Below are 22,825 nucleotides of genomic sequence, written 5' to 3'. Positions count from 1 at the left end.
CTTTGCTCCTTATTTTCATAACCTTAACGCTCCTTTTCCTGCTTTCTTCCCGGCTCGGTGTAGCCCATCAGAGTGTCAATGTTCGCCTTGATCGTGACGATCTCCTGCATATCCCGTCGTGCCTTCTGGTATTCTCCATAGAGCTGTTTTTTCTTTGCTGTGAGCTTGCGGCCTTCCTCCTTCAGCACATCCATTTTAGGGAGCTTCGCCCCGCCCAGCAGAGAGCGCATTTCCGCTTGTGCAGCCCGGTACAGTTCAAGGTCGGCCTCATGCTCCGCAAGGAATTTCCGGCTGTACTTCGTCGCCTTATACTGCTCAAAGACTGGGCGGGTTTTGGCATACTGAACCGTTGCGGCCTTTAGCCCAGCATTGGTTTTCATGGCCTGTTCCGTCTGCTTGACCTGTTCGGAAATAACATGGAAACGGTCTGCCGCCTCGGTGGCTTTCTTCGCCAACTGCTCATAATCGGTCAGGTTATTGTCCTGTATATAGGCAAGAGCGGCGGCCATCTGCTTAATGTTAAATACCTTCGCCCAGCGTTCATATCCCGGCCCCTTACCGGCAGCCAGCTTTGCTTGAATATCCACCGCCAGACTGATTTTCCGCTCCGAGCGCCCGGGGTGTTTTTCTTTGCCCTCAATGGTGGACAGAACATCTTGCAAGTCGTAGCCGTCCCCCAGCGTGGAGGCACGCAGACGGGTGAAGCGTTCCTGTCCCTGCCCGGTCAGCCGGAAGCTGATACCGCCGCCCCGAACCGTCTTGACCTCATACCCGGCCCGCTTCATCAAATTGAGAAATTCGTCCAGATCAGCGGGGCGTTCCGCCAGCGCAGTATCAATGGCAAGGCGCAGTCGGTCCTGATAGGAAAGCGGCCCTTTCCGGTCTTTCTGCCACTCCCCATAGTTCCGATACTTGCTCTTGCTCCGGGGCTTCGGGTTCTCCACGATGGACAGCCCGTTTTCAAGGCACAGCCTGTCAGAGAGCCGCCGAAGGGCGAAGCTGGAGCCCCAAAAATTTCGGAATTTCCGAGTGCAGTCAAGGGTGGTGGAGTTGTAATAAATGTGACAATGGATGTGCTGCTTATCGGTGTGCGTGGTAACGATAAAAGCGTGCCGCCCCTTTGTCCAGCGCATAGCCAGTTCATAGCCGATACGGTTCGCCTCCTTCGGGGTGATCTCGCCCGGATAGAAGGATTGTCGTATCTGATAGCACAGCACATTATTTTCTTTCTTCTGTTCCCGGCCCGTCATAGCGGCATAGCTGGCCTTTGCCAAAAGGAACTCGTCCGCCACGGTGGCCGGATCACATTCATAAGCGGAGATATACTTTCCGCTTTCTGTTTTCTCCGGGTCCTTGCCATAGTCCAGACAATCCCGGATAGCCTCGGCAATCGTTTCGCCTTCGCCCGCATGGCGCTGTAACAAAGTTGTGGTAGCCAAAAATCATTCCTCCTTTCCATGAGAAAGGGGCGGCCCATTCCGACCGCCCCGACTTCGGGCCAGTATGGCCCGAGGCTGCTTAACTTGCCAGAAACCGGTACAAAGCGGATTTGCCTCCGTCCAGCGCCCAAAGAAGGGAGCCCGCCGCCGCTTGCAGTCCATACGGCGAAAGAAGGAAGGCAAGAAACAGAAATACAATCCCGCCTATGGGCGTCGGCGTGAAAAAGAGAGCGACACCCAGCACCGCCAGGATCACAGAGGCAATCGTCAGCAGGACGGCACAAATATCAAACAGGAACACCAGCAGAGCCGCCAGAAGGGACAACGCCAAAGCAAAGGGAGCAACCAATATTTTCAGCAGTATCTTCATCTTCAAAACCTCCTTTATCTATCCTTCCTACCTCTATTTTATCATGCCTGCCCGGGGACATAAATGTTGCGAAAGATTAGTGAATCCTGTCCCAAACCTTCGGGTCATACTGGCCCGAAGTGGTAAAAAAAGAGCAGGGCGGCAAGCCCCGCAACGGAAGCCTGCCGCCCTCGTCTTACTTTGCCACCAGCTCGGAGAGCTCCCGCAACACCTTTGACACCTCGCCCCACAGCTTTTCATAGTCCCGCTTCAATCCGTCGATTTCCTCCGGGTACACGCCATAGGTATGTGCGTGTATGGCAACCTGATTGAGATTGTTAGAACAGCGCCGTTGCAGAGAGATCAGCTCTTTTACGGGCGCAAGGTCGATGTGCAGGATATACCCATTCAGAGCCATTTTCCGTACATAAGCCCCGGCGTTGGAAATGCCCGCCTCAGCCATCCGTTCATGGATGGCTGCCAGCTCGTCCGGCGTTACCATGACGTGCAGATGGACATTCCGCTTGCGGTTCTCCATCAGCGTTCCAGCTCCCGGCCTTTCCGGCGCTCTTTGGGTTCCTTTACCTTATCAAGCGGTTTTGCGTCCAGCTCCGGGGGCGTGGGTGGGATGGGCGTGTTGTTGGGTACGCCGTCGATCATGTTGCAGTTCTGCTCTGTGGAGAGCTCGGCGGTTTTCAGATAGTTGTCTTTTTCGTGCATGGCGATCCTCCTTAATCGTTCCTCATGGTTTTTATGGCTCCGCTTCTGGCCGGGCTCCTTCGGGGGTTCCTGCCCTCTGGTTCCTTCTTTGAGCCGGGCGGTAATGGATGGGCGCACCCGGTCAGGATTGCCCGGTGCTGGTTTCAGTTCATAATCCTCCATCTGCTTTTCGGTCAGCGGCTTTGCGTAGGTCAGTTCGCCCCATGCCATCAGACTGCCGTCTGCCACAGGACGCCGCCTGTCATCGTCGTAGTTGACGATGGAAAGAGGCTGGTTATCCGGCAGCTTCGGGTAAGTTCCTATGTCCACGGGCCGCTGGGTGGAATAATAGCGGTAAACGCCCTCCGGTCCCAGCTCGGTATGCTTGACCGCCGCATGGTAAAGCTGCTGATAGTCGTCCACCCGGCGGTCAAAGTCCCGCTGCGCCCACGCCTGACTGGTTCCATAGCGGCCCCAGTAGTAATCCCGATGGCCGTTTTCCCCCTCGGTAAACTGCCAGGTCACAAAGGGGCTCGGCGCTCCCGGATTATGCCCCAGCGCAAAGCCGTGTCCGGTTTCAAAGGTGGCAGCTTTCAAAATCACATATCCTTGTACTGTCTCCAAGAGATACCTCCTTTCTGTGCCTCGGGCTAACATGACCCGAAGTGCTGGATGTTACGAAATAAGAGGGCAGACCGGGGAGAAATGTAATAAGATATTCCCACCCCGGAAACGCCCTCAAAAAAACCCGGAATGTCAAGCCTTTGGAGGCGGCAAATCGTAACAGCCGCCCGGCCTTTTCTCCCGCATTTTCCTCATGCGTTCCCGGCTTTTTCGGCGGTTCCCTTCGGCCTTGCAGGCGTCGGAACAGTAGGCTTGACGCCCCTCGGGCAAAAACGCCTTTCCGCAGACCGCACAGGCCCGCAGTTCCGGGGAGATGCCTTCCGTTGTCAGCGCCGCTTGAAGCTCCGGGTCAAGGGGCAGGACAGCCTCACGGAAGTAACGGCAGTACGCCCCTGTCCAGCACTTGTGCAGCATATAACAGGCACAGTCCAGAGGAAGGCACAGGCCGCTTTCTCTGTCATAGTTGGCACACATCCCCGTGACCAGAGAACGGATTTTCTTCTTCTCGTCACGGGTCAGCTCCCGGGCGTCCATTTAAGACTTCGGGCCACGATGGCCCGAAGGGCGGGGCTCCACGATCAGCGCCCGGAATTTCTTCCGGCACTGTTTTTTCTTTCCTTTGCACTCCTTGTAGTAACGGCATCCCTTACAAGGGTCGTCATTGTCCCAGCCAGGGTGCGGTACTTCCTTCATCATTCGTTCAAAAGGGCTGCTTGTAAAATTCATTCTCATTCCTCCGTATCTTCCTCCCACGGCGGGGTATCTTCGTCCTCGGGTTCCTCTGCGATCTCCTCCAGCTCCCCGTCCTCATATTCGCAGTAATCATCTTCCAAATCCGGGGCCTCATGCTTCGGCTTGTAAATCTTGAAATAGTAACCAATCCCACCGCCGGCCAGCACCACCGCACCGATCAGGAGCAGAGAGAGAAGGGGGCTGTCCTTTTTCTCCGGCTCGGGTTCCGGTACTTCCTCCACCGGTTCGGTGGGCTTTGGCTCTGGCTCCGGGGTCACTTCTTTGGGCGGTTCCTTACCCTGTTCGGCAAGAGGCAGAAGGTCGTCTGTGGTAACGGTATTGAGGAAATAGACGTTCTCGCTGGTTTTCTGTTTGTCGATCACCAAATAAAACACGCTCTCGTCTGCTGTGGTGATGGTGTAGAACTCCTTTCCATCCTCGTCGGTGGCGTTGTCCACCACGGTTCCCGTCCCGTCCGGGGTAAAGGGGTTCTGGGTTTCCGGCTCTGCTTCGGTTTCTGCCGGGGAGGGAGCTGTCTCCGGCTGCGGCTCGCTGCTCTGTGCATAAGCCGGGACTGTAAAGATCAGGCAACACAAAAGGCTGGCAGCCATCGCCGTCAGCCTGCGGTATTTAATTTTCTTCATGGGCTGTGTCCTCCTTTTCGGGTGCCTCCGGCTTCGGGTCAGTATGACCCGAAGCGGTAAGGCTGTTTTTGGGGTCATTCAAAAAAGCCATAAGCTGGGCGGGCGTCAGTTTGAGGGAGCGCACCGCCTGCACGATCTGGCTGTTTTCTTCCTCCTGTTTCTGCTTTTCCAGCTCCCGGATTTTGGCCTGCCACTCGGCAGCCTTCTCCCGGGCTTTTTCCAGTTCCTTATCGAGCTTGTCGATCTTGTTCATGCAAGGACTCCTTTCCTCTGGCTCACAAACGCCCGAAGGCATAGAAATGTGTCTGCCAGTAGCTTGAATTGATGTTTGCGTATTGGATGGGCGAACCACAATGAAGCATCATCCCGTCGCCCACATAAATCCCCACATGGGACACAGGGCTGGGGCTGTCATAGGTTCCCGTGAAAAAGATAATATCGCCGGGCTTTGCCTCGGAGGGGGAAATGATAGCACACTGGTTGTAAATGCCCTGCGCCGTGGTACGGGGCAGGTTGTGGACGCCGCTGGCCGTGTACACCCAGCAGACAAAGCCCGAACAGTCAAAGGAGGTGGACGGGCTGGAGCCGCCCCACACATAGGGCCAGCCGATGTACTTTGTGGCTTCTTCCATGAGCGCCGCAAAAGCCGGGTCATCCAGCGCCTCGCCGGGTATCTCATAGCTGGGGCCGGTATCTTCGCCGCCGTTGTAAATCCCTTCCCACAGATAGGGTTTGTTGCCTTTGAGCTGCTGCATAACGGTGTAGATTTCCCGCTGCTGTTCGTTAAGCCTCGGCAGGATCACGGCGGGCAGCGTCTTGTTTGTGAGGGTCACATTGAGAATGTAATACTCATAGGGGACTTCCTCGGTGGTGGTTTCCCCGGTCTCCGGGTCGGTGCTGGTTTCGGTGCGGTAGCGTATCTCGACTTTCTCCGTCAAGGTCAGCTCATACTGTGCCTCGAAGATCTCCCGCAGTTCGTCCTGCACCTGTTCCCGGAAATACACATGGTACTTTGCCGAGAGATAGGACGCCAGCTCATAGGGGTTATGGCCGATCTCGTCCACGGAATAGCGGTACTCGTCATAGCCGGGATGGGTGCTTTCGATGTTCGCTACCGTCTGCGCCAGCTCGTTTTCCAGTGCCGTGTAGTCCTCGTCCACGCCCAGCAGGTCCGTATCCTCCGAGGCGTAGGAGGTGCCGGATAACGCATTGGCAAGGCCGCTGCCAAGCGTGGGAAAGATAGAGCTTACCGCCGACACAAGAAAACAGAGCAGCAACAGCAGGAGCAGGACCAGCACCGCCACGGGATGACGGGTCACAAACTGCGCCGCCCGACGGGTCGCAGTTCCCGAAGCGGCAGCGGTTTTCTTTGCGGCCTTTGCGCCCTGTTTTGCAGCCGCCTTTGCTTCTTTGGAATACCGGCGTTTCAGTTTCCATTTCTGCTGCACACGGGAAAGCGGATTGCTGGCAAGTTCCGGGTGCTCGGAGGCCATCTTTTGAAAATCCACATTGGCCCGGGCTTTTATGTCCTTCCGTTCCCACTTTGCCACCTTCCGGGCTGGGTGTTCCCGCCAGCGGCGTTTGGCATAGCGGGTCAGTTTCCGGGCTCCGGCCTCTGCGGCCAGCTCGGATTTATGCGCTCCTTCCACGCCCACATTTTCATGTTCGACTTCGTTGATTTTGTTGTGGAGATAAAACCATGCCTCGGTGCGGGCTCCCCGGACAGCTTTCTTTGCAAGCCCCGGTGGCTTCTGCGCCGCCCGTTTCGCCTCGACCTTATCCAGCTTCTCCCGGGCCTTTCCCAGCTTTTCCCCGGCGCGCTCCGCTTTGGCCTGCGCCTTCTGGTACTTGTCCTTTTTGCTCCCGGCCTTCTCGGCGGAGCCTTCCGGCTCCTGCGCCTTTCCGGTATCCTGCGGACCGCCCTTGTCATCCTCCTGCCTCATGCGGTCAGAAGGGCGGGCTTTCCGGCTGTCCTCTTGAAACTTGCCGCTTTTGGACTTCGGGCCATCGTGGCCCGAAGGACTGTCCTGCCCGGTATCCTCGTCCTCAAACCGCAGACGTCGGGATGGTGCGGGGGAAGGTCCTTCCCGTTCAGCCGGTCCGGGGCGATTGCCCCCGGTATCCTCCGTCGGCCCCGGCCTTTGAAAATTCCGTTTGTCCGGTTTCTTTTCGATGATGTATCCCTCCTTTCCAAACCTCGGGCCAGCATGGCCCGAAGTGTGTTATGCCCGGTTCATTTCCTGTTTTTTGTCCTCCGGGCGGGTGGTCATAATGGCGTACAGCTCGGTATTCTGCGGGAAGCGGTCAACAAACGGGATGGTGGTGTTTCCGAAGAACAGCAGCCCTTCGCCGGAATTGGTATGGGTCACATAGGAAAGCTGATGGGGGCTGATCCCAAGCTGTTTGGCTAAAATCTGCCGGTCCCCCTGTGCCTGCGAGAGAAGCACAAGGAAGTCCGAGTTTTCAAAGATGTTCTCAATCTCCGGGCTGGCAAGGAAATCCTTCACGTTCTGCGTTAAGGCGCTGGGTACGCAGCCCTTCTTACGGAGCATTTTCCAGATCGCCACACAGTAGCTTGCCGTCAGCCGGTCACGCAGCAGCACATGGAACTCGTCGAAGTAGCACCATGTAGCGATACCGCGCAGGAAATTCATGGACACCTGCGAATTGACAAGGTCCTGCATAATGAGCATGGCAATCGTCCGAAGCCCGGCCCCCAGCTTTTTCAGATCAAGGCACACAAGGCGGCGGTTCAGGTCCACATTGGTTTCATGGTTGAACACGTTGAGAGAGCCCGACACATAGATTTCAAGGGCTGTTGCCAGCCGTACCGCCTCGCCCTCGGGCTGGGAACAGAGCAGGTCATACAGGGTTTGGAGGGTCGGCATTTTGCTTGTTTCCGGGTTCTGCAAATGCTCTCGGTACATCTGGCGCACACAGCGGTCAATGACGGTACGCTCCACCGGCTGCAAGCCGTCCTTGCCGCCGACGATCAGCTCCATCAGCGACAGGATAAAGTCGGCTTTCAGCGCCATCGGGTTTTCCTCGTCGAAGCTCAAATCAATGTCCATCGGATTGATGTGGTGGGGGCTGTCCGGGGCGATCTCGATGACCTGACCGCCCAGCCGCTTGATAAGAGGCGAATATTCGCCCATCGGGTCAACCACAATGATCCGGTCACGGGTGGCAAGGAACACATTCACAAGCTCCCGCTTTGCGGCAAAGGATTTGCCGGAGCCCGGCACGCCGAGAAACAGGCCGTTGGGGTTTTTGAGCTTTTTCCGGTTTGCCATGATGACGTTATGGGAAAGCGCGTTGAGCCCGTAATAGACAGCTTCGCCATCCATGCGGAGCTCCTGCGTCATAAAGGGAACAAAAATGGCCGTGGAGCTGGTCGTCATACCGCGCTTGATCTCAATGCCGTTATGGCCCAGCGGAAGGCTGGAAAGAAAACCATCCTCCTGCTGGAAGTCCAGCCGCTTCAAGGTGCAGTTGTATTTCTGGACGATACCCGACACCGTGAACAGGTCATTGTCCAGCTCCCGGCGGGTCGGGGCCATGTTTACCACAAGGAAGGTCAGTAGGAACATTCTTTCATTCCGGCTCTGTAAATCTTCCAGAAGGGTCTTTGCGTCGTTGCTGTACGTTACAAGGTCGGGCGGAAGTATGTCCATGTCGTACCCTGACCGGGCTGCCTTCTTTTGTTCCTCCACCTTCATCTTGTCAATGTCGGAGACTTTGGCCTTGATGGATTTTACGGCGGCGGCCTGATCGACGGTTTGGATATGGAGAGTGATGGTCATTTCCGCGTCCATTTCCAAAAGCTCCGCCAGCAACTTGTCCGAGAGCTCCGAGGCCAAAATCTGCAAGTAGGAGGCGGCGCCCCAAGTCGTCCCCACCCGGAACAGACGGCTGAAACGGAAGTCGAAGCTGTCCGGGGCGATAAAGTCTTTGGTGGAAAGCCCGGTTTTGGGGATCATATCCCATGAAAACCGGAAGGGGGAGCCGCTGCCGGGGTGGAGCTGCCCATGAAGAAGCTCCAGCCGTTCCAGCCCCGAAAGGGAGCGGCACTTGACGCCCAGTTTTTTGAAGTTCCCGCAAATGTCCGCCTCTACACGTTCCAGCCTTGCCCTGGCGGTGGAAAGGTCGTCCACGTTCACGCCGAAGGTCAGGAGCTTCGTGCGGACAATGCCGTTGTTGCTTTTGGCGATCTGGTTTTCCAGCATTTCCACATACTCACACCGGACGCTGTTGTAATCATCGTCCTGCATGGGGATGTTCACGCTGTACCGGCTGCCCGGGCGGCTTCGGTGGTTGAGGAAGGAAAGCTGGAACGGAAGGCTGCTGTCAAAGTAGTTGAGGCAGGCGCTCCACCCGTCAAAGATGGCCGCCTGATCCTCGGACTGTGCGAGCTGGTAGTTGATGTCCTCGTATTCAATGGTTTTGGTGTAATAGCGGTCCGCTACCCGGCACACCCCGTCCCGGTACATTTCCCGGTAAGGGAGGGTCTGCTGGGCGGTGGTGGGAATGTTCTTTCCTTTCGTGAACAGGCCGGTAAGGCCCTGCTTTTCAGGCTTTCTGCCTGCGGGCTTTCCGGCCCTTCTGCTGTTTCGCAATCGGCTGAGCCTCCTTTCTGGCGCTAAGCAGCGCATAGAAGTTTTCGGTTTTGTAAGGCCGCACACGGGGATAGAGGAACCGGGTGCGGATGATGTTTTTCAGCACTTTTTCCAGCGGCAGACCGTCTCGTTCATACATAGCCAGAAAGAAGAACGGGAGCATGAGGCCGATCATCAGGAACATGGCGGCACTGTTCCCGATACTGCCACGGGAAAACAGGTAAGCCGGGAGGCCCACCGCCGCCGCGCTGGAAAAACAAACAAGCTGGCGCTTCGTTAGGTTGAAGGCCAGCTTTGTCTTGATTTTGGAAAGGTCTTTTGGTACTGGCACATAGGCCATTTTGTTACACCTCCTTTATTGCTTCGGGCCAGTATGGCCCGAGGTTATCTTGCGGCCTCTTTGGCCGGGGTTGTACTGCGGGCGACTTCGGCGGCCTTGCGTCCGCTCTGCCTTGCCCGCCAGTATTCGGGATTATACTGCCGGATGGACTGATTGAGGTTTTCTTCAAACTGCGCTTTGTCCTTAATGCGGTCGGGGATGTTCCACAGCTTTTTGTCCAGCAGCTCCCGAAGCACTACGCCTTCCTGCGCGTCCTCCTCATAGCAGATATAGCCCTTGTCCTTGAAGCCGCATTTTTTGGCCGCTGGGGAGAGGACGGCGGCTACCTCGTTTGCCACCATCGTTCCGCCGTGGCTGGCGGTAGATACCAGAAACACCCCCGGACAGAGAACTTCACAGCTCTGCACCTCGCCCCACGGGGAGCTTTTCGGCGCATGGAACATTCCGCCCGTCCGGTTCCGGTCCGCCTGCATGAGAGCCGCCTTTTCCAAGATGGCCTTCAGCTCCGGGGAAAAGTAGGCGTATTCCCGCAGGACACGGGCGGCGTCCCCGCCGCAGGCGTTCATCAACAGGGTATAGGCGTCGCTGTCCGCTTTGGTACAGCGGCCCAGCAGCTTGCCGTCATAGTAGCAGGCCGCATCATAGCCCGTCCGTTTGCGTGGCATGGGTTTCGCCTCCTTTCCGCTTCGGGCCAGCATGGCCCGAGGTCAACGCTCCGCGCCACGGCTGGGCTTTTCCTTCGGGGGCCGTTCCGCCTTTGCCTGTTCGGCAGCCGCTTTTCCGGCTTTGAGCTGGTCGCTGATGGATGCACGCCCCACAGAGCCACGCTCCGCCATCTGTTCCAGCTTTGCCTCATAGGCTTGCAGAACAGCGGTGTTGAGCTGTTCCCGGAACTCCTTTGTGACAGGGTAGGCCATATCCCGGTAGCCGCCTTTGCCGTCTGGCTGGCTGGGCATCCCAAGAAAGAGCCCCTTGCTGCCCTGTACGATTTTCAGATTTTCCACCACAAAGCAGTTATTGAATTTCACGCTGGCAAAGCCCATGAGGTTTTTCACAGGTTCGATGACCCGCACGCTTACATCCAGCTTTATAGGGGCGGCTGGTGTTCCGCCCGCTGTTTTTTCCTGCATGGATTTCTCCTTTCCGCTTCGGGTCGTCATAGCCCGAAGTCTCTTAATGGCAGCCGAAGATGGATTTTGCAAGACTGCCTGTTTTGAATAAGGTAAAACACAGCAGCACCGTATATCCCACGCAGCCCCAGATCGCCCCGATGGGGTCGCCGTCGGTGGCGATACTCTGGATCAGCACCGCATAGATGGCGACACAGACTAAGATCAATAGACCTTGAAAGCCCACCGCAAAGAGGGAGCGGAAATAGTTCTGCCCCATGTGTCCGGTTTCCCTGTTGGGGACTGTGGCAAACGGGATAGGCGCTAAACTTGTGAGTAAATAAATTTCAATCATACGGCCATATACGATGACGAAGATCACGATGTTTAAGGCAATCATGGTAAGCTGGATCAGGAAGGATTGTAGCCAGAGTCCGAACAGAGGGCCTAACTCCATCGCTTCAAGCTCTGTCCGCAGACTGTCCAGCACATCCGGCGTGATCTCTGTCCCGTTCTGGATAATGCCCGCTGACTGCTGTATCACATGCTGGCTCACATCAAAGACTGCCAGCACGATATTGAAGGTATTCGTCAGGATCATCACAGCCACAAAGGTTTTGAACACCCACTTAAAAAACATCCATGTGTCAACTTCATGGAGGTTGTTGCGTTCTATGAGCATCTGTATCAGTTCATAGGTCATAACAAAAGTGAGGATGACCCCGGCGATTGGCAGAATGGCAGTTTCGGAGATCTGTCGTATCATGGAAAAGACCCCGGCGTTCCAGTCCGCCGGGGTCGTGCCTACCTGTGTGGCGATTTCGCCAACGCTCTGATTGACGTTATCGAAAAGGCCGTCCAGATTCCCCATGATACCATCGACGAGCAGACCTTTCAGCCATTCAACGATTGCGTCGATGATAAAGTCCATATATCAGCTCCTTTTCTGGAAAAGGGACAACGGGTGACATTTAGCTGAACAGCCCGGACAGCAGAGGGATAAGCTGAAGGCCGATCAGAACGACACCGCCGCCCGCCATGAGCTGCTTAATGCCCTGGCTTTTTGCCGCAGGGTTGTCCGACCCGTAACCTTCCAGAAGGTTGATGACGCCCCATACCGCCAGACCAGCGCCAAGAGCCATGACCAGAATTTTAAGAATGTCGATTGCCTGATTGAAAAATTCCATATACGTTCCTCCATTTTGTTTGTTTGATGGTTTTGGGTACAAAAAAAGCCGCCCACATCGGCGGCGCTTCGGGTCATCATGGCCCGAAGTTACACAAACTCGTCGCTGTCCAGATCATCGAAATTCAACAGGTCAGCTTCTTCGTCTGTGTCGGAGCCGTCCACTTCGTACACCGTGTATTCGTCCTCCGGCTTTAGTCTCAATGGCCGGTGGCGGAACAGGCTTTCCAAGCGGAAGGCGTTTTTCTTTTTATCAAATTCGGCTGTGTACTTGTAATTCGGGTGCTTTTTCAAGTCATACTTCGGGGACAGGAAAGGCGGGAGCCCCCTGAGCTGCAAGATACATTTATCTCCGGGCATGGTGGTGATCTCGCTGGTGGTCATCAGCTCCCGGCCAAGCCGCTGCATATTCTGGCTGTAACTTTCAGACTGTCCACGGCTGCGGCCCTCGGTCTGCATGGAAATGGTGGCCTTGCCCAGCCAGTTTTCCGAAATATCCTTTAGGGTGGAAGCCTCCCGGCCTCCGAGGAACACGATACTGTCCATGTTTCCCATGATGGTTTCGGAATGGTCTTTGTACAATGCCTTGCACTGGCTCATTGCCTGATAAAAAAGCGTCAGGCTGATCTCACGGGAGCGGATGACGGCCACGATCTTTTCCAGCCCCGGCACCTGTCCGGTGTTGGCTGCCTCGTCCCACAGCACCCGCACATGGTAGGGCAGACGCCCGCCATAGGTGTTATCAGCCCGTTCACACAGAAGGTTGAACATCTGCGAAAAAGCGAGGGCAACCAAAAAGTTGTAGGTGGTGTCCGTGTCGCTGATAAGAAAGAACAGCGCTGATTTTTCATCCCCCAGCTTATCCAGCTCCAGTTCGTCATAAGACATGATCTCCCGAAGTTGGGGAATATCAAAGGGAGCCAGTCTTGCACCGCAGGAAATCAAAATGCTTTTGGCTGTCTTGCCGCTGGCAAGCTTGTATTTCTTATACTGCCTCACGGCGAAGTGCTGGGGGCTGCGGCGTTCCAGCCCGTCAAACATATAGTCCACCGCGTTTTTGAAGGTTTCGTCATCCTCCCGGACTTCCATGCTGTTTATCATTTCCACCAGCGTATTCATGTTGCGTTCTTCCTCCGGCCCCTCAAAGACGATGTAGGACACAAGGGCGCAGTACAAGAGGGTTTCTGCTTTTGTCCAGAACTCGTCGCCCTCCTTGCCGTCGCCTTTGGTGTTGGCAATCAGGGCGGTAACAAATTTCAAAACATCGCTTTCTGTCTTGATATAGGCCAGCGGATTGTAGTGCATGGATTTTGAAAAGTCGATACTGTTGAACACCCGCACCCTGTATTTCTCCCGTTGCAGAAACCGCCCGCACTGGTCGAGAGTGCCGCCCTTCGGGTCTACCACCACATACGAGGAATGGGCTTGAAGGAGCTGCGGGGTCAACCAGAACCTTGTCTTTCCCGAGCCGGACGATCCGATGACACAGGCGTTTAGGTTCCGGGCATTGGCGGGTATCTTCGGACGGGTGTTCATGGTAAGGAACTCCGTCCCAGTCAGAATGACATTGTTCTGAAATTTAGGGTCAACAAATGGCTTTATATCTTCCTTTGTTCCAAAGCGGGCGGTGCCGTACTCCGCATCCCGCCGGAATTTTTTCGCCTGCCTGATCTTTGACTGTATCAGCAGATACATCCCAGCCGCACCGGCAAGGCCCACCAGCAGGTCAATACCTCCCTGCCCCGGCCAGTAGGTTTCAAAGGCTTTGGGGAAGGTATCAAGCATCCCCATGAGCTTTGTCCCGAAGTCTGTGCCGGGGGCGATCCGGTAGGCCGTCCCGATTTTGGAGAAAAACCAGAACACAAAGAGGTACGGCAGGTTTGGGAGCACATATTTTCTGATCTTGTCACTCAACGTCCGTCCTTCACCGCCTCTCTGGTTCGCTGCTTTTCCTTTGCCTGTGTCCTGATCTGCTCCGTGAATTTCCGAAGCTGGCCGAGGATGGAAGCCTTGTCCTGCTCTTTGTTCAGCACCTTTGCGCTGTACTTCTGGAAGGCCGCCGTGATAGCGTCCGCCTGATTAGCCTTGAAAAACAGCAGGTAATGACCGGGGCTCACTTTATGGAAAGCGTAGTCCACATGGAACTCCTTCGCAATCCGGTCAAAATCCTTTGGAGCTCCTACATAGGGCATGGCACTTTTGCCGCCATAGTGGTTCATCAGCTTTTTTACGCTCTGGCGTCCCTGCGGGGTCAGCGCCTTCCGGTGGTGCTTTTGCAGCGCCCGAACCACCTTGCCAAGAGCGGCAGCCAGCACTTTTCCTGTGAGCTTCGTTGTCCTGATCGAAAGGGCAACCGTTTTTTGGTTTACTTCTTCCTGCATAAAACCTCCTTTCCGTCGGGGTTCCCGCTATCCGGGAGGCCCCCGTACAATCTCGGGGAACAGAAAACCTCGGGCCAATGTGGCCCGAGGCTTACCGCTCGGCATCTCTGCCGGACGGAGCTTTCTTTTCCGGCTCCGTCTGGACTTTTTCGTCCTGTTCCCGCATGGTCTGCAAGATAGAGGGCTTCTTTTGAAGTTGGGAGGGCTTTTCGCCGGACAGCGGCTTGATACATTCCAGACGGTCAGCCGCCCGGATGGCGTTGTCCGTGAGCTGCCTCTGCCATGCGCCCACGCTGGGAGCCCAACGAAAGCCGCTGCTTTTCAGCTCGGCCCGGGTGTCCGCGTCAGGCTTTCCGTCAAAGAACACCTGCAAGCGGTTGTCCTCCCGGTTCATTTCCACACGACCCCCATCGAACTCCCAGCCGGAAAATTCCTGCTGTGCCTGTTTGGAAAGCTGTTCGATACGGGCCTTTACCCGGCGGATCTCCGCATTGTTGTTGGTTAGCTGGTAACTTTCAAAGGGCCTCGGGTCGCTTCGCCAACTTGACGCCATGCTTGCTTTCAGCTTTTCGATCTGGTTCGGCGACAGCAGCGCACAGCCGTCCAGCTTGCCATGCTTGCGGTAATAGGCGTTGACCTCCTTCATAATGAGCTGGGAGCGTTCCAGCCCGTCCAGCTTCTTCTGGAGCTTTTCAATCGCTGCCGGGTCATCGGCGCTGATCCCGCCCATGCCGGTGCTGCGTATCTTATCCAGCAGCCCTTGAATATGCCGCCATTCCTCCATGTTGCTGTCCCGCGCCCGGTTCTGTTTTTCCTTCTTTCCCACCGGGAAATTGGAAGGCCCGGCGATCAGCACAGAGGGAACCCTCGCGTCAATGGCAAAGCCTTGGTTCATGTTTTCGGCCAGCTTGCGGGCGTAGGTGTCTAACAGATGGTCGATCTTCTCATGGTACATGGGGTCCACCCGGGATTTCTGCTTTTCCGCTATGGCGGCGGCCTTGTCCACCATTGCCCGGTATTCCGCCGTTGCGCTCCCTTCCTTGTAGTCGGAAAAGCTGTTCATTTCTTTTGCCCGGCGGGCGGCTCCTTCATTGATAGGGTAATAGTTGATGGTATGCACCTCCTTTATGCTTCGGGCCATGCTGGCCCGAAGTCTTACCGTTCTTCATGGGAAGGCCCCGCCTTGTCCTTTTTTGGAGCGGGTGGGGCTTCTTGAAACCGTTTGAGTGTAGCGAGAATGGAGTGGACAGGCTCGGCCTTTTCAGGATAGGCAAATATCCGGTGTTCCGGCGGAATGTCCTGCGGCCCGTGGTAATACTCCTTGAAGCCCTCCGGGACTGCCGACACATACCCACCGGGAGCGAATACGCCGCCCTCGTTGATACGCACATCCCGCCCGTATGCCTCATAATCGAAGTAGTTCTGAATGTGCTCCGGTATGTCGATGGTCCCAAGCTCGTCGGCGTAAAGACGGCCCAGCCCTTCATCATCAGAAATATCCGGGTAAAAGCGGTACAGGTCAAGGTTCTGGGTCAGGTTTATCAAATCCTTCACGCTCCGTGTGTGGTTTCCCAAGACAAGAGCGGCTTCAAAGGTTTCCAGTCCGCCCTTATCCCGTACTTCCAGCAGGGCGTGGCCCAGCTCGTTCAGCTCGTCGATGTTCTCACATTCGTAGAGATGATCGTAGAGCCCCAGCACATCGCTGTCAAAGCTGGTAAAGAACACTTCGCTGTACCGTTTCCCATCTATCCTGATTTTGGCAAGGGCGGCCTGCAACTCCTGTGTCGTCGTGGGGAAATGTACCGTTGTCCCTACCTCGATCCCCATTAAGGGGTACAGGGCTGTATTGGTTATATAGGCTTCAAACATGGGCTTATTCCTCCTTTCCGGCCCGGTCAGCCAGCACCTCATAAATCCCGGCCATAATGTAATCGGCGCAAGGGAGGGCAATCGCATTTCCCAGCGCCTTGTAACGTTGCAGAGGCCGGATCTCCACGCCGTCCGCCCCGTACTTTGTCCAGCCCTCCGGCAGCCCCATCAGCCGTTCGCTTTCCGTTTCCGTCAGAAAACGGATACAGCCGCCCTCCGGGTCGCCCTCATACCAGAAGGCAAAGGGCGTTACATCACTGGCTAAAAGAGTGGGAAAAGGGTCAGTTGGTAATCCGAAGCTGTTTCGGAAGGCCGTTTCTTCCTGCCTTTTTGCCGCTCCCCGCATACGGAAGCACTGAAAGGGGTGGATGACTGGTATCTGCCGCCCTGTTTCAAAAGAAGCTGTTCGATCTCCTTCGGCGGCGGCCCGCCCGCCCTCTCCGCAAGGCGGAGGAAGTGGGAGCATTGGACGGGGCTTAAATAGTATGTCTGCGGCACGTCTGCCTCCAAAATCCGCCACGACGAAAATCCGCTGCCTTCGTGCCAGCCTTCGGGAGCCTGCCCAATACTGGGCGTCCATGAGCCGCCAACACACATCAGGCGTTCCCCCTCGCACCATTCCAGCGTTTCCCCATCTTCCCGAAGGAGGCATTGGAACTTCGGTGTCCGAGAAGGCGGATAGGACGGCTCTAAAGTCCATCCGGTCATTTGTAGAAAACGCTCCCATGACGTTTTCCCAAACAGCGATAGCTGGATATAGGTTATCAGTAGCATCCCTCATTTCCTGTATGATACGAAACGCCTGATAGAACAGGCTTGATTTTGCCCCAGCAAGGCCGGAGCGGTTGCCGATCAGAGAAAGGTTCTGACAGGGGGAACCGAAGGTAATTATATGGACAGGTGGGATTTTCCCGCCGTCCACCTTCGTAATATCTCCCAAATGCGCCATATCGGGAAAGTGCCTTTTGGTTATGGAGATGGGCGCTTTTTCAATCTCGCTGGCCCAGACCGGACGGATACCGCACCGGGAAGCAGCCAGAGGGAACACGCCAATCCCGTCGAAAAGGCTCCCCAGCTTAATGTCCGGCATGGCCCGGGGTGCCGTGTCCCTTCACGGCAAGCACCCCTTCCAGCGTTGTCGCCGCAATGCCCAGCCGTCCGGCAACCGCAATATCGTTTTTCACATCCTCGTCCACAGCGCTGCCGCAGACGATCAGGGTGTGGGAGCGCCGCAGCATATCCCGGCGCATATCAATCCCGGCCTTATGTTCCTCGGGAACGCTGTCATTCAAAAACAGCGGCAGGTACAAGAGCGGGCAGATCGGGGAAAAGCCCGCCTCATAAGTAAGACGGCAGTAGTGGGCCGCCAGCTCCATATCAACATCCGGCTCGCCGCTCCATGCGGCAGTCAGGTATGCTAAAGGTCGTTTCATTGGTTGAGCCTCCATTTCTGTTTTGGTTTAGGGAAAAGCAAGAGTTCGCCCAACCCCTCCGCCCCTTCCCCCGGGAAGGGGAACGGCTCTGGAGAATTTATATCCCCGTCGCTTGACCGGGAAAAAGCATAACCGGGAGAAATCCGTCAAGGGTGCCTCTGGCACCGCCTGCGGCGGCGCTGCCCTTGACTGATTTTCCCGGCTATGCTACGGAATAACTGGCGACGGGGAATAATTTATATCTCCAGAGCTTCGGGGCGCGGGGCAGAGCCCCGCAATCCTCGGGCCATGCTGACCCGAAGTTTGGGCTTACTTTTCCTGTTCGGTTTTCTTCTCCGGCTTTTCGTGTTCCTTCTGCTGACCCTTCCAGTCGTCCAGCAGCTTGATGATCTGGTCCTTCATTTCCCTCGGCGTAGTTTCCTTGCCGAAATACTTGCTCAGTTCCGCACCTGTCAAAATCACTTTGTCTACCTCCTTTTTGTCCTCCATCATAATGCCGTCGATCACATCCCCGTTGAGTAGCTTCTTTTCGTCCAACTCACGCATACGCTTTGCCTGCGCCTGCGAAGGAGAGGACTGCTGGCTGTCAATGGCAACGGCGATATAGTTCTGGTTCTTTTTGCTGACATAGGAAAGCTCCACCGCCGTAGTAAAGCCCAGCTTTTTTTCATCCATCAACTTCATCAGGTCGGGAACCAGCTCATTGAGACGGATATACCGCTGCACCTGCTTGACCGCCATCTTATTGCGCTCGGCCACGATCTCGTTGGAGCGTTTGCCAGCGTCCTTCGGGTCAATCTGGCCCGAAGTGCGGGAGCCCTGGTGCTTGATAGCCTCAAGCTGCATTTTTAAGGCTTTGGCCCGCTCACTGGGTAGGATTTCTTCACGCTGGTTGAGATTGTCCTCGACCATCTGTGTGATGGCTTCATCGTCTGTCAGGTTTCGGACGATACAGGGCATATCCGCATACCCGGCAAGCTCGCTGGCCTTCTGGCGGCGGTGGCCGGACACGATCTCATAGCCGCCATCCTCACGGGGACGGACGATAGCAGGCTGGGTAACGCCCTTGTCCTTGACGCTGGACACCATAGCCCGCATTTCTTCATCGTCCCGGACTTCAAAGGGATGGTTCTTGAAGGCGTAGAGCTCGTTCAGCTTGATATAGACGATCTGCTCCTTGCCCCGGCGTGGTGCATCCTTCGGCTTTTCGGGTTCCTTCGGAGTGGGAGCAGTCTGCACCGTTGGAGCCGTTTTTTTCTCCGGTTCCTTTTTGACCGCCTTTTCCGGTTTCTGTGCGGGAGCTTTGGGCTTCGGGGCTGCGTCCTTGTCCTTATCTGCCTTCGGGGGACGGCCCCGGCGCTTCGGCTGTTCCGGCTCTTTGGGTTTTTCCTCCGCTTTCTTCGGAGCCTCCGGCTGCTTTTCCGGTTTTTCCGTTTTTGCCGGGACAGGCTTTTCCCCGCTGGGAGCTGCCGCCCGTTCCTCGACTTTCTTTTCCTTCATAATTTCAGCGAAGTTATAGACAGAAACCTGTGGGTTCTTTACCTCCGGTTCCGTCTTTTTTTCCGGCTCCGGGGAAACGGAAACCTTCTCCGGCTCTTTTGGGGGAGCGGGAGGCGTTTCCTTGCCCGGCCCGCTATCCGTAACCGGCTGTTCCGGCGTTTTTGCGGTTTTATCATCTGCCATAAGCATTTACCTCCTGTTTTTTGGCATGAAAAAAGGGGCTCAACTTTTCAGTCAAGCCCCCGTGGGAAGTTCCTCCTTTCTCCGCCATGATACAAAAATACCGCCCGTAGTCTCGTTTGGGCGGTACTTTGTGTAAGATTGGCAGTCCATTATTAAGTTTTTTATTATGTTCCCTTTGTACACCGTTGCAAAGAATAGCGTATAATCAGTAAGAATGTGATTGCAAGAATCAAGGCACCACAAAAATGTGTTTCGCTCATGATAGCTCCTCCGTTAGCGTCTTGATATCACATGAATAGTCATATCCATTTTTTCAATGTATTCTGTCGCGCGTGCACATAAGTACGAAATGATGGTATTCTCGTCAGCATGACCGTTCTCTTTTTCGTATTGGCTGGGTATGTATTCAAGGATGCTCAGATTATCGTATTTATGCAGATTAACAGTTCTTTCTTTACCATCTCCGATGTCTATTGTTGCAGTAACATTGTCGTAAGATATGCCGTTTTCTAATTCAAAAATTGCAGACTTGTCTAAACCGAAATGGATTAAACGCTCAATAAAAGTATTGGCTGCTCTTCCGAGAAAGGAGGACAAGACTCGCTCTTCCCTGGCGTAAGAAATCCCGCTCAATTGGTCGCTGTTGTCTTCTGAGGTGCGATTACGGGTCAATTTCAACCGTTTGAGTGTACCCAAATCAAAAAAGGCGTTTAGAAATTCACTGGGAGATACATTGCACGTGTGAAAAGTTGCGTTCATTTTATCTTTCGCAAACTCGTTTATCATTTTACAGGTGATAGATTTGGCACCGTATATCCCCATGGATTGGAAAAGGATTAAGCCCTTGTTAATGGGCTCCGTTGACGTCTCTTTTTTGGGAATAGCAACAAATACAAAGAAAGGAACCATTCCTGCTTGATTCTTTTCAATTGAACCAACTCGTTCGTGAGATGTTGCATCGTATATGTCGCTTTCTATCCCATAATTCCCCGAATGTATACAAGCAGCAATGTAAGAAAATTTGTCGGTTTCTCCGTGCCAATTGGGATTTGTTTCAATGTAATACAACTTCTTTTCGGATTCAAGCGTTTCCATTGTGCGGCGAACAGCAAAAAAGGCTTCAAAAAAATCTATTGCCTGGGAGTATTGCGTATCATTGTATTGAACAGGGGAGTTCAGCCCTAAATAACAGCTATTCTTGCCTGATTGGAAAAAGTAGAAGCTGGAAACATATAAACCCAAACTCATTTAAAAGACTCCTTTTTGTATGCGCAATCCTATGAGCAACTATGTTCTTTGTGACATAGGAAAAATGGTGTAGATAGAAAAACTGTTTTCATATGTGTAGATTATCACAATCAGGCCACATAACCTTCCACTCAAAATACTCAGCCTGTGTAATCTCCCCCGCATACAACTTCTTCTGAACCGCAGCCCAATCCTTCAGAAAATCATCCAGAATCGTATCATCAAACCACATCGCCACGGGGGAGCGTGGCGGCCAGCTATCGTTATCATCGTAGTGCAGCGCAAGGTCTGGGTTGGCATTATACCGTGCTGTGCCGCGCTCGGTGGGGACCAGCTTGATAACGCCGGGCTGCTCCTCATCCAGCCAGAAAAGCTGCTCCAGAATATCATTCGCCGGACCGTTTCCGCCATCGGGAAGTGCCAACGGGGAAACACGCAAAGCCTCTGCTATCTGATTTAACAGGGGCTTTTTTGGTACGCGGTAACCCATTTCGTACTGCGCAATGCGGTTTGCGCTGAGGTCGACCAACTCGCCCAACTCTTTCTGGGTCATGCGGCGGTGCTGGCGGATGCGCTTGATTTTCTCTCCGATGTTCATTTCGTTCACTCACTTTGAAGGATTTTCCTTATTGTACCACACCATAACATAAAAGCGCAAGAAAAAGTAACAATTTTGCGAAAACTATTGACATTCGCATAAAAGCGCAGTATCCTACATTTACATCGCAAATATGCGAAAGCTAACTATAAGGATGGTGATCGAATGGATTGCAAAGAAATCAGAGAAATGTACAAGCTCATGTTTGCGGAGTACCCGGACATTGTAACGGTTAAGGATCTGCAAACCATGCTGGGCATCAGCCGCCATGCGGCCTATGACCTACTGGGAGAGGGCGAGATCAGCTGCATCCGGCTGGGAAACGCCTACAAAATCCCCAAAATCAATGTGATCAATTATGTTCTGAAAAGTCCGTGCGGTCAGACCCGCGTGAGCGCGTAGGGGCTGCCTTGCTTTTGGCAAGAGGCCCGCACGGAAAGTGAATCAGATTTGATTCACTTTCCAGAGCGTAAGACATAAAAGTGAATCAGTTCTGATTCACTCGCAGTAACCGCCCAAGTCCGCCCTGTGTGGGGCAGATGCCACACGCAACACCACGGATACGAAGCAGCCAGAACACCCGCCGTTTGGCGCGTTTGTGGGGCTGTGGAGCGGCGTGAGCCGTACAACTTAACACTAGAGAGTAAAACTTACTACACACAAAAAGACGATAGTATGAGATAATAGATATATACCAAAACAGAAAGGACGATGCAAATGAATTATGAAAAACTTCCGAAAGCAATCTCCGCCGAAGAACTCCTCTCCACGCCGCTGCCGCCGGTCAAGTGGATCATTCCTGGTCTGCTCCCAGCCGGTCTTGCACTGTTTGCTGGCCCAAGCAAGGCGGGTAAAAGCTGGTTGACCTTGTGGCTGTGTTTGCAGATCGCGCAGGGTAATCCTGTCTGGAATCGAGAAATAGAGCCACGCACCGTGCTTTATTTTTCGCTGGAAGATACATTTAATCGTTTGCAAAACCGCATTTTCCAGCTTATCGATGGCGGCGATGCCCCGGAGCGTCTGATTCTCCAAACCGAATGCCCCAGCATCGGACAGGGCTTAGAAGAACAGGTAGAATCTTTGATTCATACATACCGCGATGTTGGCTTGATTGTCATAGATACACTTCAAAAAGTGCGTGTAAGCGATGGAAACGGTGGAATGTATGCGAACGACTATAAGGAGGCCGGTGCATTGAAAAAGCTTGCTGACAAGTATGGCATCTGCATATTGCTGATTCACCACTTGCGCAAGCAAACTGCATCCGACCCATTTGACCAGATTTCAGGCTCCACAGGGCTTATGGGTGTGGCAGATACAAGCTGGGTCATGCAGCGTAAGCGAATGAGCCAAACTGCTGACATTTTGCTTACCGGACGCGATATGGACGATAGAACGCTGCATTTGCGGGAGGAAAATTGCGTCTGGACTTTGGAAGATGAAGAAACCGCAGAGGAACGAGAAATCAAGGCTGTGCCGGACTACTTGTGGAAAGCGGCGGAGTACATCGAAAGTGTGGGAAACTGGCAGGGAACGGCATCTGAATTGCTTGCGGCAGCAGGTATTGAAAATGCCAAACCGAACCAGTTCACCTACAACATGGCGAAGTATTTCGATAAAGTATTTGAACCGAAAAACATCCGATATAAAACCCATCGAAAAAACAAGGTTCGCCTTTTGAGCTTCTATGGTGACGATGGTGACGGTGGTGACGATGATATTGACATAACTCAATTATCGGGGTGGGGTATCCCAGAAAGACCGACACCATCGTCACCATCGTCACTCGGAGCGCTTGAGGGAAGCAAGCATGGGCGAAGTGTTGCCACAGGGCAACCCGCCGAAAAGCCTACGGGGCCAGCCCCGAACCCCTGT

At 54.3% G+C, this 22,825-nt stretch carries 25 protein-coding genes; 2 read left to right on the top strand and 23 right to left on the bottom strand.

Annotated features, from left to right (window positions below):
* Positions 1-23: 23 nt before the first annotated feature.
* From B5D32_RS13115 to B5D32_RS12980, 23 genes are all read right to left on the bottom strand, one after another.
* Positions 24-1,439 carry a relaxase/mobilization nuclease domain-containing protein gene (locus tag B5D32_RS13115; protein ID WP_078785437.1) on the bottom strand — a complete coding sequence of 472 codons (1,416 nt, stop codon included), beginning with the start codon at positions 1,437-1,439 and terminating at the stop codon, positions 24-26.
* 79 nt (positions 1,440-1,518) lie between these two features.
* Positions 1,519-1,809: a CD1845 family protein gene (locus B5D32_RS13110; protein ID WP_009901657.1), complete on the bottom strand. Its 291-nt coding sequence runs from the start codon at positions 1,807-1,809 to the stop codon at positions 1,519-1,521.
* A 175-nt stretch (positions 1,810-1,984) separates the two neighbouring features.
* Positions 1,985-2,326 carry a plasmid mobilization protein gene (locus B5D32_RS13105; RefSeq protein ID WP_012741672.1) on the bottom strand — a complete coding sequence of 114 codons (342 nt, stop codon included), beginning with the start codon at positions 2,324-2,326 and terminating at the stop codon, positions 1,985-1,987.
* Positions 2,326-3,111 (bottom strand): defense against restriction DarA-related protein, encoded by a 786-nt coding sequence (locus tag B5D32_RS15730; protein WP_242943472.1) that lies wholly within the window; start codon positions 3,109-3,111, stop codon positions 2,326-2,328. The genes B5D32_RS13105 and B5D32_RS15730 overlap by 1 nt, the downstream gene beginning before the upstream one ends.
* A gap of 132 nt (positions 3,112-3,243) precedes the next feature.
* A complete protein-coding gene (locus tag B5D32_RS13090; protein WP_015567060.1) occupies positions 3,244-3,645 on the bottom strand; it encodes a cysteine-rich VLP domain-containing protein in 402 nt (133 codons plus the stop codon).
* 194 nt (positions 3,646-3,839) lie between these two features.
* Positions 3,840-4,487: a DUF4366 domain-containing protein gene (locus B5D32_RS13080; protein ID WP_064786967.1), complete on the bottom strand. Its 648-nt coding sequence runs from the start codon at positions 4,485-4,487 to the stop codon at positions 3,840-3,842.
* Entirely contained in the window at positions 4,474-4,740 is a 267-nt protein-coding gene (locus B5D32_RS13075; protein ID WP_005927622.1) for a DUF4315 family protein, read from the bottom strand. Before B5D32_RS13075 ends, B5D32_RS13080 begins: the two co-directional genes overlap by 14 nt.
* A 22-nt stretch (positions 4,741-4,762) precedes the next feature.
* Positions 4,763-6,430 carry a C40 family peptidase gene (locus B5D32_RS13070; RefSeq protein WP_078785436.1) on the bottom strand — a complete coding sequence of 556 codons (1,668 nt, stop codon included), beginning with the start codon at positions 6,428-6,430 and terminating at the stop codon, positions 4,763-4,765.
* A gap of 279 nt (positions 6,431-6,709) precedes the next feature.
* The gene (locus tag B5D32_RS13060; protein WP_373180328.1) at positions 6,710-9,139 is read right to left on the bottom strand and encodes a VirB4-like conjugal transfer ATPase, CD1110 family; all 2,430 of its coding nucleotides are present in this window, start codon (positions 9,137-9,139) and stop codon (positions 6,710-6,712) included.
* Positions 9,057-9,443, bottom strand: coding sequence for a PrgI family protein (locus tag B5D32_RS13050; protein WP_003500106.1), 387 nt, complete (start codon positions 9,441-9,443; stop codon positions 9,057-9,059). Before B5D32_RS13050 ends, B5D32_RS13060 begins: the two co-directional genes overlap by 83 nt.
* 44 nt (positions 9,444-9,487) lie before the next feature.
* Positions 9,488-10,108, bottom strand: a complete 621-nt coding sequence (locus B5D32_RS13045) for a DUF7007 domain-containing protein (protein WP_330609028.1) — start codon at positions 10,106-10,108, stop codon at positions 9,488-9,490.
* 42 nt (positions 10,109-10,150) lie between these two features.
* Positions 10,151-10,573 (bottom strand): SpoVG family protein, encoded by a 423-nt coding sequence (locus tag B5D32_RS13040; protein ID WP_227079945.1) that lies wholly within the window; start codon positions 10,571-10,573, stop codon positions 10,151-10,153.
* Positions 10,574-10,616: 43 nt separating this feature from the next.
* Positions 10,617-11,483 (bottom strand): VirB6/TrbL-like conjugal transfer protein, CD1112 family, encoded by an 867-nt coding sequence (locus B5D32_RS13035; protein WP_005927637.1) that lies wholly within the window; start codon positions 11,481-11,483, stop codon positions 10,617-10,619.
* Between the two features lie 40 nt (positions 11,484-11,523).
* Entirely contained in the window at positions 11,524-11,739 is a 216-nt protein-coding gene (locus B5D32_RS13030) for a Maff2 family mobile element protein (protein ID WP_016306504.1), read from the bottom strand.
* An 89-nt stretch (positions 11,740-11,828) separates the two neighbouring features.
* Complete coding sequence (locus B5D32_RS13025) at positions 11,829-13,652, bottom strand: VirD4-like conjugal transfer protein, CD1115 family (RefSeq protein ID WP_078785432.1); 1,824 nt, start codon at positions 13,650-13,652, stop codon at positions 11,829-11,831.
* Positions 13,649-14,119, bottom strand: a complete 471-nt coding sequence (locus B5D32_RS13020) for a PcfB family protein (protein WP_012741698.1) — start codon at positions 14,117-14,119, stop codon at positions 13,649-13,651. The genes B5D32_RS13025 and B5D32_RS13020 overlap by 4 nt, the downstream gene beginning before the upstream one ends.
* 91 nt (positions 14,120-14,210) lie before the next feature.
* Positions 14,211-15,260, bottom strand: coding sequence for a DUF8626 domain-containing protein (locus B5D32_RS13015; protein ID WP_078785431.1), 1,050 nt, complete (start codon positions 15,258-15,260; stop codon positions 14,211-14,213).
* 14 nt (positions 15,261-15,274) lie between these two features.
* Positions 15,275-15,988, bottom strand: a complete 714-nt coding sequence (locus B5D32_RS13010) for an antirestriction protein ArdA (RefSeq protein ID WP_078785430.1) — start codon at positions 15,986-15,988, stop codon at positions 15,275-15,277.
* Positions 15,989-15,992: 4 nt separating this feature from the next.
* Entirely contained in the window at positions 15,993-17,078 is a 1,086-nt protein-coding gene (locus B5D32_RS13005) for a DNA cytosine methyltransferase (protein ID WP_078785429.1), read from the bottom strand.
* Positions 17,065-17,421: a DUF7768 domain-containing protein gene (locus tag B5D32_RS13000; protein WP_015555151.1), complete on the bottom strand. Its 357-nt coding sequence runs from the start codon at positions 17,419-17,421 to the stop codon at positions 17,065-17,067. Before B5D32_RS13000 ends, B5D32_RS13005 begins: the two co-directional genes overlap by 14 nt.
* Before the next feature lie 309 nt (positions 17,422-17,730).
* Complete coding sequence (locus tag B5D32_RS12995) at positions 17,731-19,110, bottom strand: ParB/RepB/Spo0J family partition protein (protein WP_078785427.1); 1,380 nt, start codon at positions 19,108-19,110, stop codon at positions 17,731-17,733.
* Positions 19,111-19,377: 267 nt separating this feature from the next.
* Entirely contained in the window at positions 19,378-20,352 is a 975-nt protein-coding gene (locus B5D32_RS12985; protein ID WP_078785426.1) for a hypothetical protein, read from the bottom strand.
* Between the two features lie 88 nt (positions 20,353-20,440).
* Positions 20,441-20,950, bottom strand: coding sequence for a helix-turn-helix domain-containing protein (locus B5D32_RS12980; protein WP_078785425.1), 510 nt, complete (start codon positions 20,948-20,950; stop codon positions 20,441-20,443).
* A 165-nt stretch (positions 20,951-21,115) separates the two neighbouring features.
* Between B5D32_RS12980 and B5D32_RS12975 the strand changes: the two genes are divergently transcribed.
* Complete coding sequence (locus B5D32_RS12975) at positions 21,116-21,352, top strand: helix-turn-helix domain-containing protein (protein ID WP_078785424.1); 237 nt, start codon at positions 21,116-21,118, stop codon at positions 21,350-21,352.
* Between the two features lie 315 nt (positions 21,353-21,667).
* The coding region (locus B5D32_RS12970) for an AAA family ATPase (protein ID WP_078785423.1) at positions 21,668-22,825 on the top strand (1,158 nt) is incomplete at its 3' end.

This window comes from Gemmiger formicilis (assembly GCF_900167555.1).
GTDB lineage: Bacteria > Bacillota > Clostridia > Oscillospirales > Ruminococcaceae > Gemmiger > Gemmiger formicilis.
This window is presented reverse-complemented; position numbering and strand designations above follow the sequence as displayed.

Coding starts and splice junctions, on each gene's coding strand:
- B5D32_RS13035 (WP_005927637.1), bottom strand. CDS start 11,483: ATGGACTTTATCATCGACGCAATCGTTGAATGGCTGAAAGGTCTGCTC.
- B5D32_RS13060 (WP_373180328.1), bottom strand. CDS start 9,139: ATGCGCTGCTTAGCGCCAGAAAGGAGGCTCAGCCGATTGCGAAACAGC.
- B5D32_RS13050 (WP_003500106.1), bottom strand. CDS start 9,443: ATGGCCTATGTGCCAGTACCAAAAGACCTTTCCAAAATCAAGACAAAG.
- B5D32_RS13090 (WP_015567060.1), bottom strand. CDS start 3,645: ATGGACGCCCGGGAGCTGACCCGTGACGAGAAGAAGAAAATCCGTTCT.
- B5D32_RS13000 (WP_015555151.1), bottom strand. CDS start 17,421: ATGAAACGACCTTTAGCATACCTGACTGCCGCATGGAGCGGCGAGCCG.
- B5D32_RS13070 (WP_078785436.1), bottom strand. CDS start 6,430: ATGAGGCAGGAGGATGACAAGGGCGGTCCGCAGGATACCGGAAAGGCG.
- B5D32_RS12995 (WP_078785427.1), bottom strand. CDS start 19,110: ATGCTTATGGCAGATGATAAAACCGCAAAAACGCCGGAACAGCCGGTT.
- B5D32_RS13020 (WP_012741698.1), bottom strand. CDS start 14,119: ATGCAGGAAGAAGTAAACCAAAAAACGGTTGCCCTTTCGATCAGGACA.
- B5D32_RS13110 (WP_009901657.1), bottom strand. CDS start 1,809: ATGAAGATACTGCTGAAAATATTGGTTGCTCCCTTTGCTTTGGCGTTG.
- B5D32_RS13005 (WP_078785429.1), bottom strand. CDS start 17,078: ATGCCGGACATTAAGCTGGGGAGCCTTTTCGACGGGATTGGCGTGTTC.
- B5D32_RS13105 (WP_012741672.1), bottom strand. CDS start 2,326: ATGGAGAACCGCAAGCGGAATGTCCATCTGCACGTCATGGTAACGCCG.
- B5D32_RS12985 (WP_078785426.1), bottom strand. CDS start 20,352: ATGAGTTTGGGTTTATATGTTTCCAGCTTCTACTTTTTCCAATCAGGC.
- B5D32_RS13075 (WP_005927622.1), bottom strand. CDS start 4,740: ATGAACAAGATCGACAAGCTCGATAAGGAACTGGAAAAAGCCCGGGAG.
- B5D32_RS13030 (WP_016306504.1), bottom strand. CDS start 11,739: ATGGAATTTTTCAATCAGGCAATCGACATTCTTAAAATTCTGGTCATG.
- B5D32_RS12980 (WP_078785425.1), bottom strand. CDS start 20,950: ATGAACATCGGAGAGAAAATCAAGCGCATCCGCCAGCACCGCCGCATG.
- B5D32_RS13080 (WP_064786967.1), bottom strand. CDS start 4,487: ATGAAGAAAATTAAATACCGCAGGCTGACGGCGATGGCTGCCAGCCTT.
- B5D32_RS12975 (WP_078785424.1), top strand. CDS start 21,116: ATGGATTGCAAAGAAATCAGAGAAATGTACAAGCTCATGTTTGCGGAG.
- B5D32_RS13010 (WP_078785430.1), bottom strand. CDS start 15,988: ATGTTTGAAGCCTATATAACCAATACAGCCCTGTACCCCTTAATGGGG.
- B5D32_RS13015 (WP_078785431.1), bottom strand. CDS start 15,260: ATGGCCCGAAGCATAAAGGAGGTGCATACCATCAACTATTACCCTATC.
- B5D32_RS13045 (WP_330609028.1), bottom strand. CDS start 10,108: ATGCCACGCAAACGGACGGGCTATGATGCGGCCTGCTACTATGACGGC.
- B5D32_RS13040 (WP_227079945.1), bottom strand. CDS start 10,573: ATGCAGGAAAAAACAGCGGGCGGAACACCAGCCGCCCCTATAAAGCTG.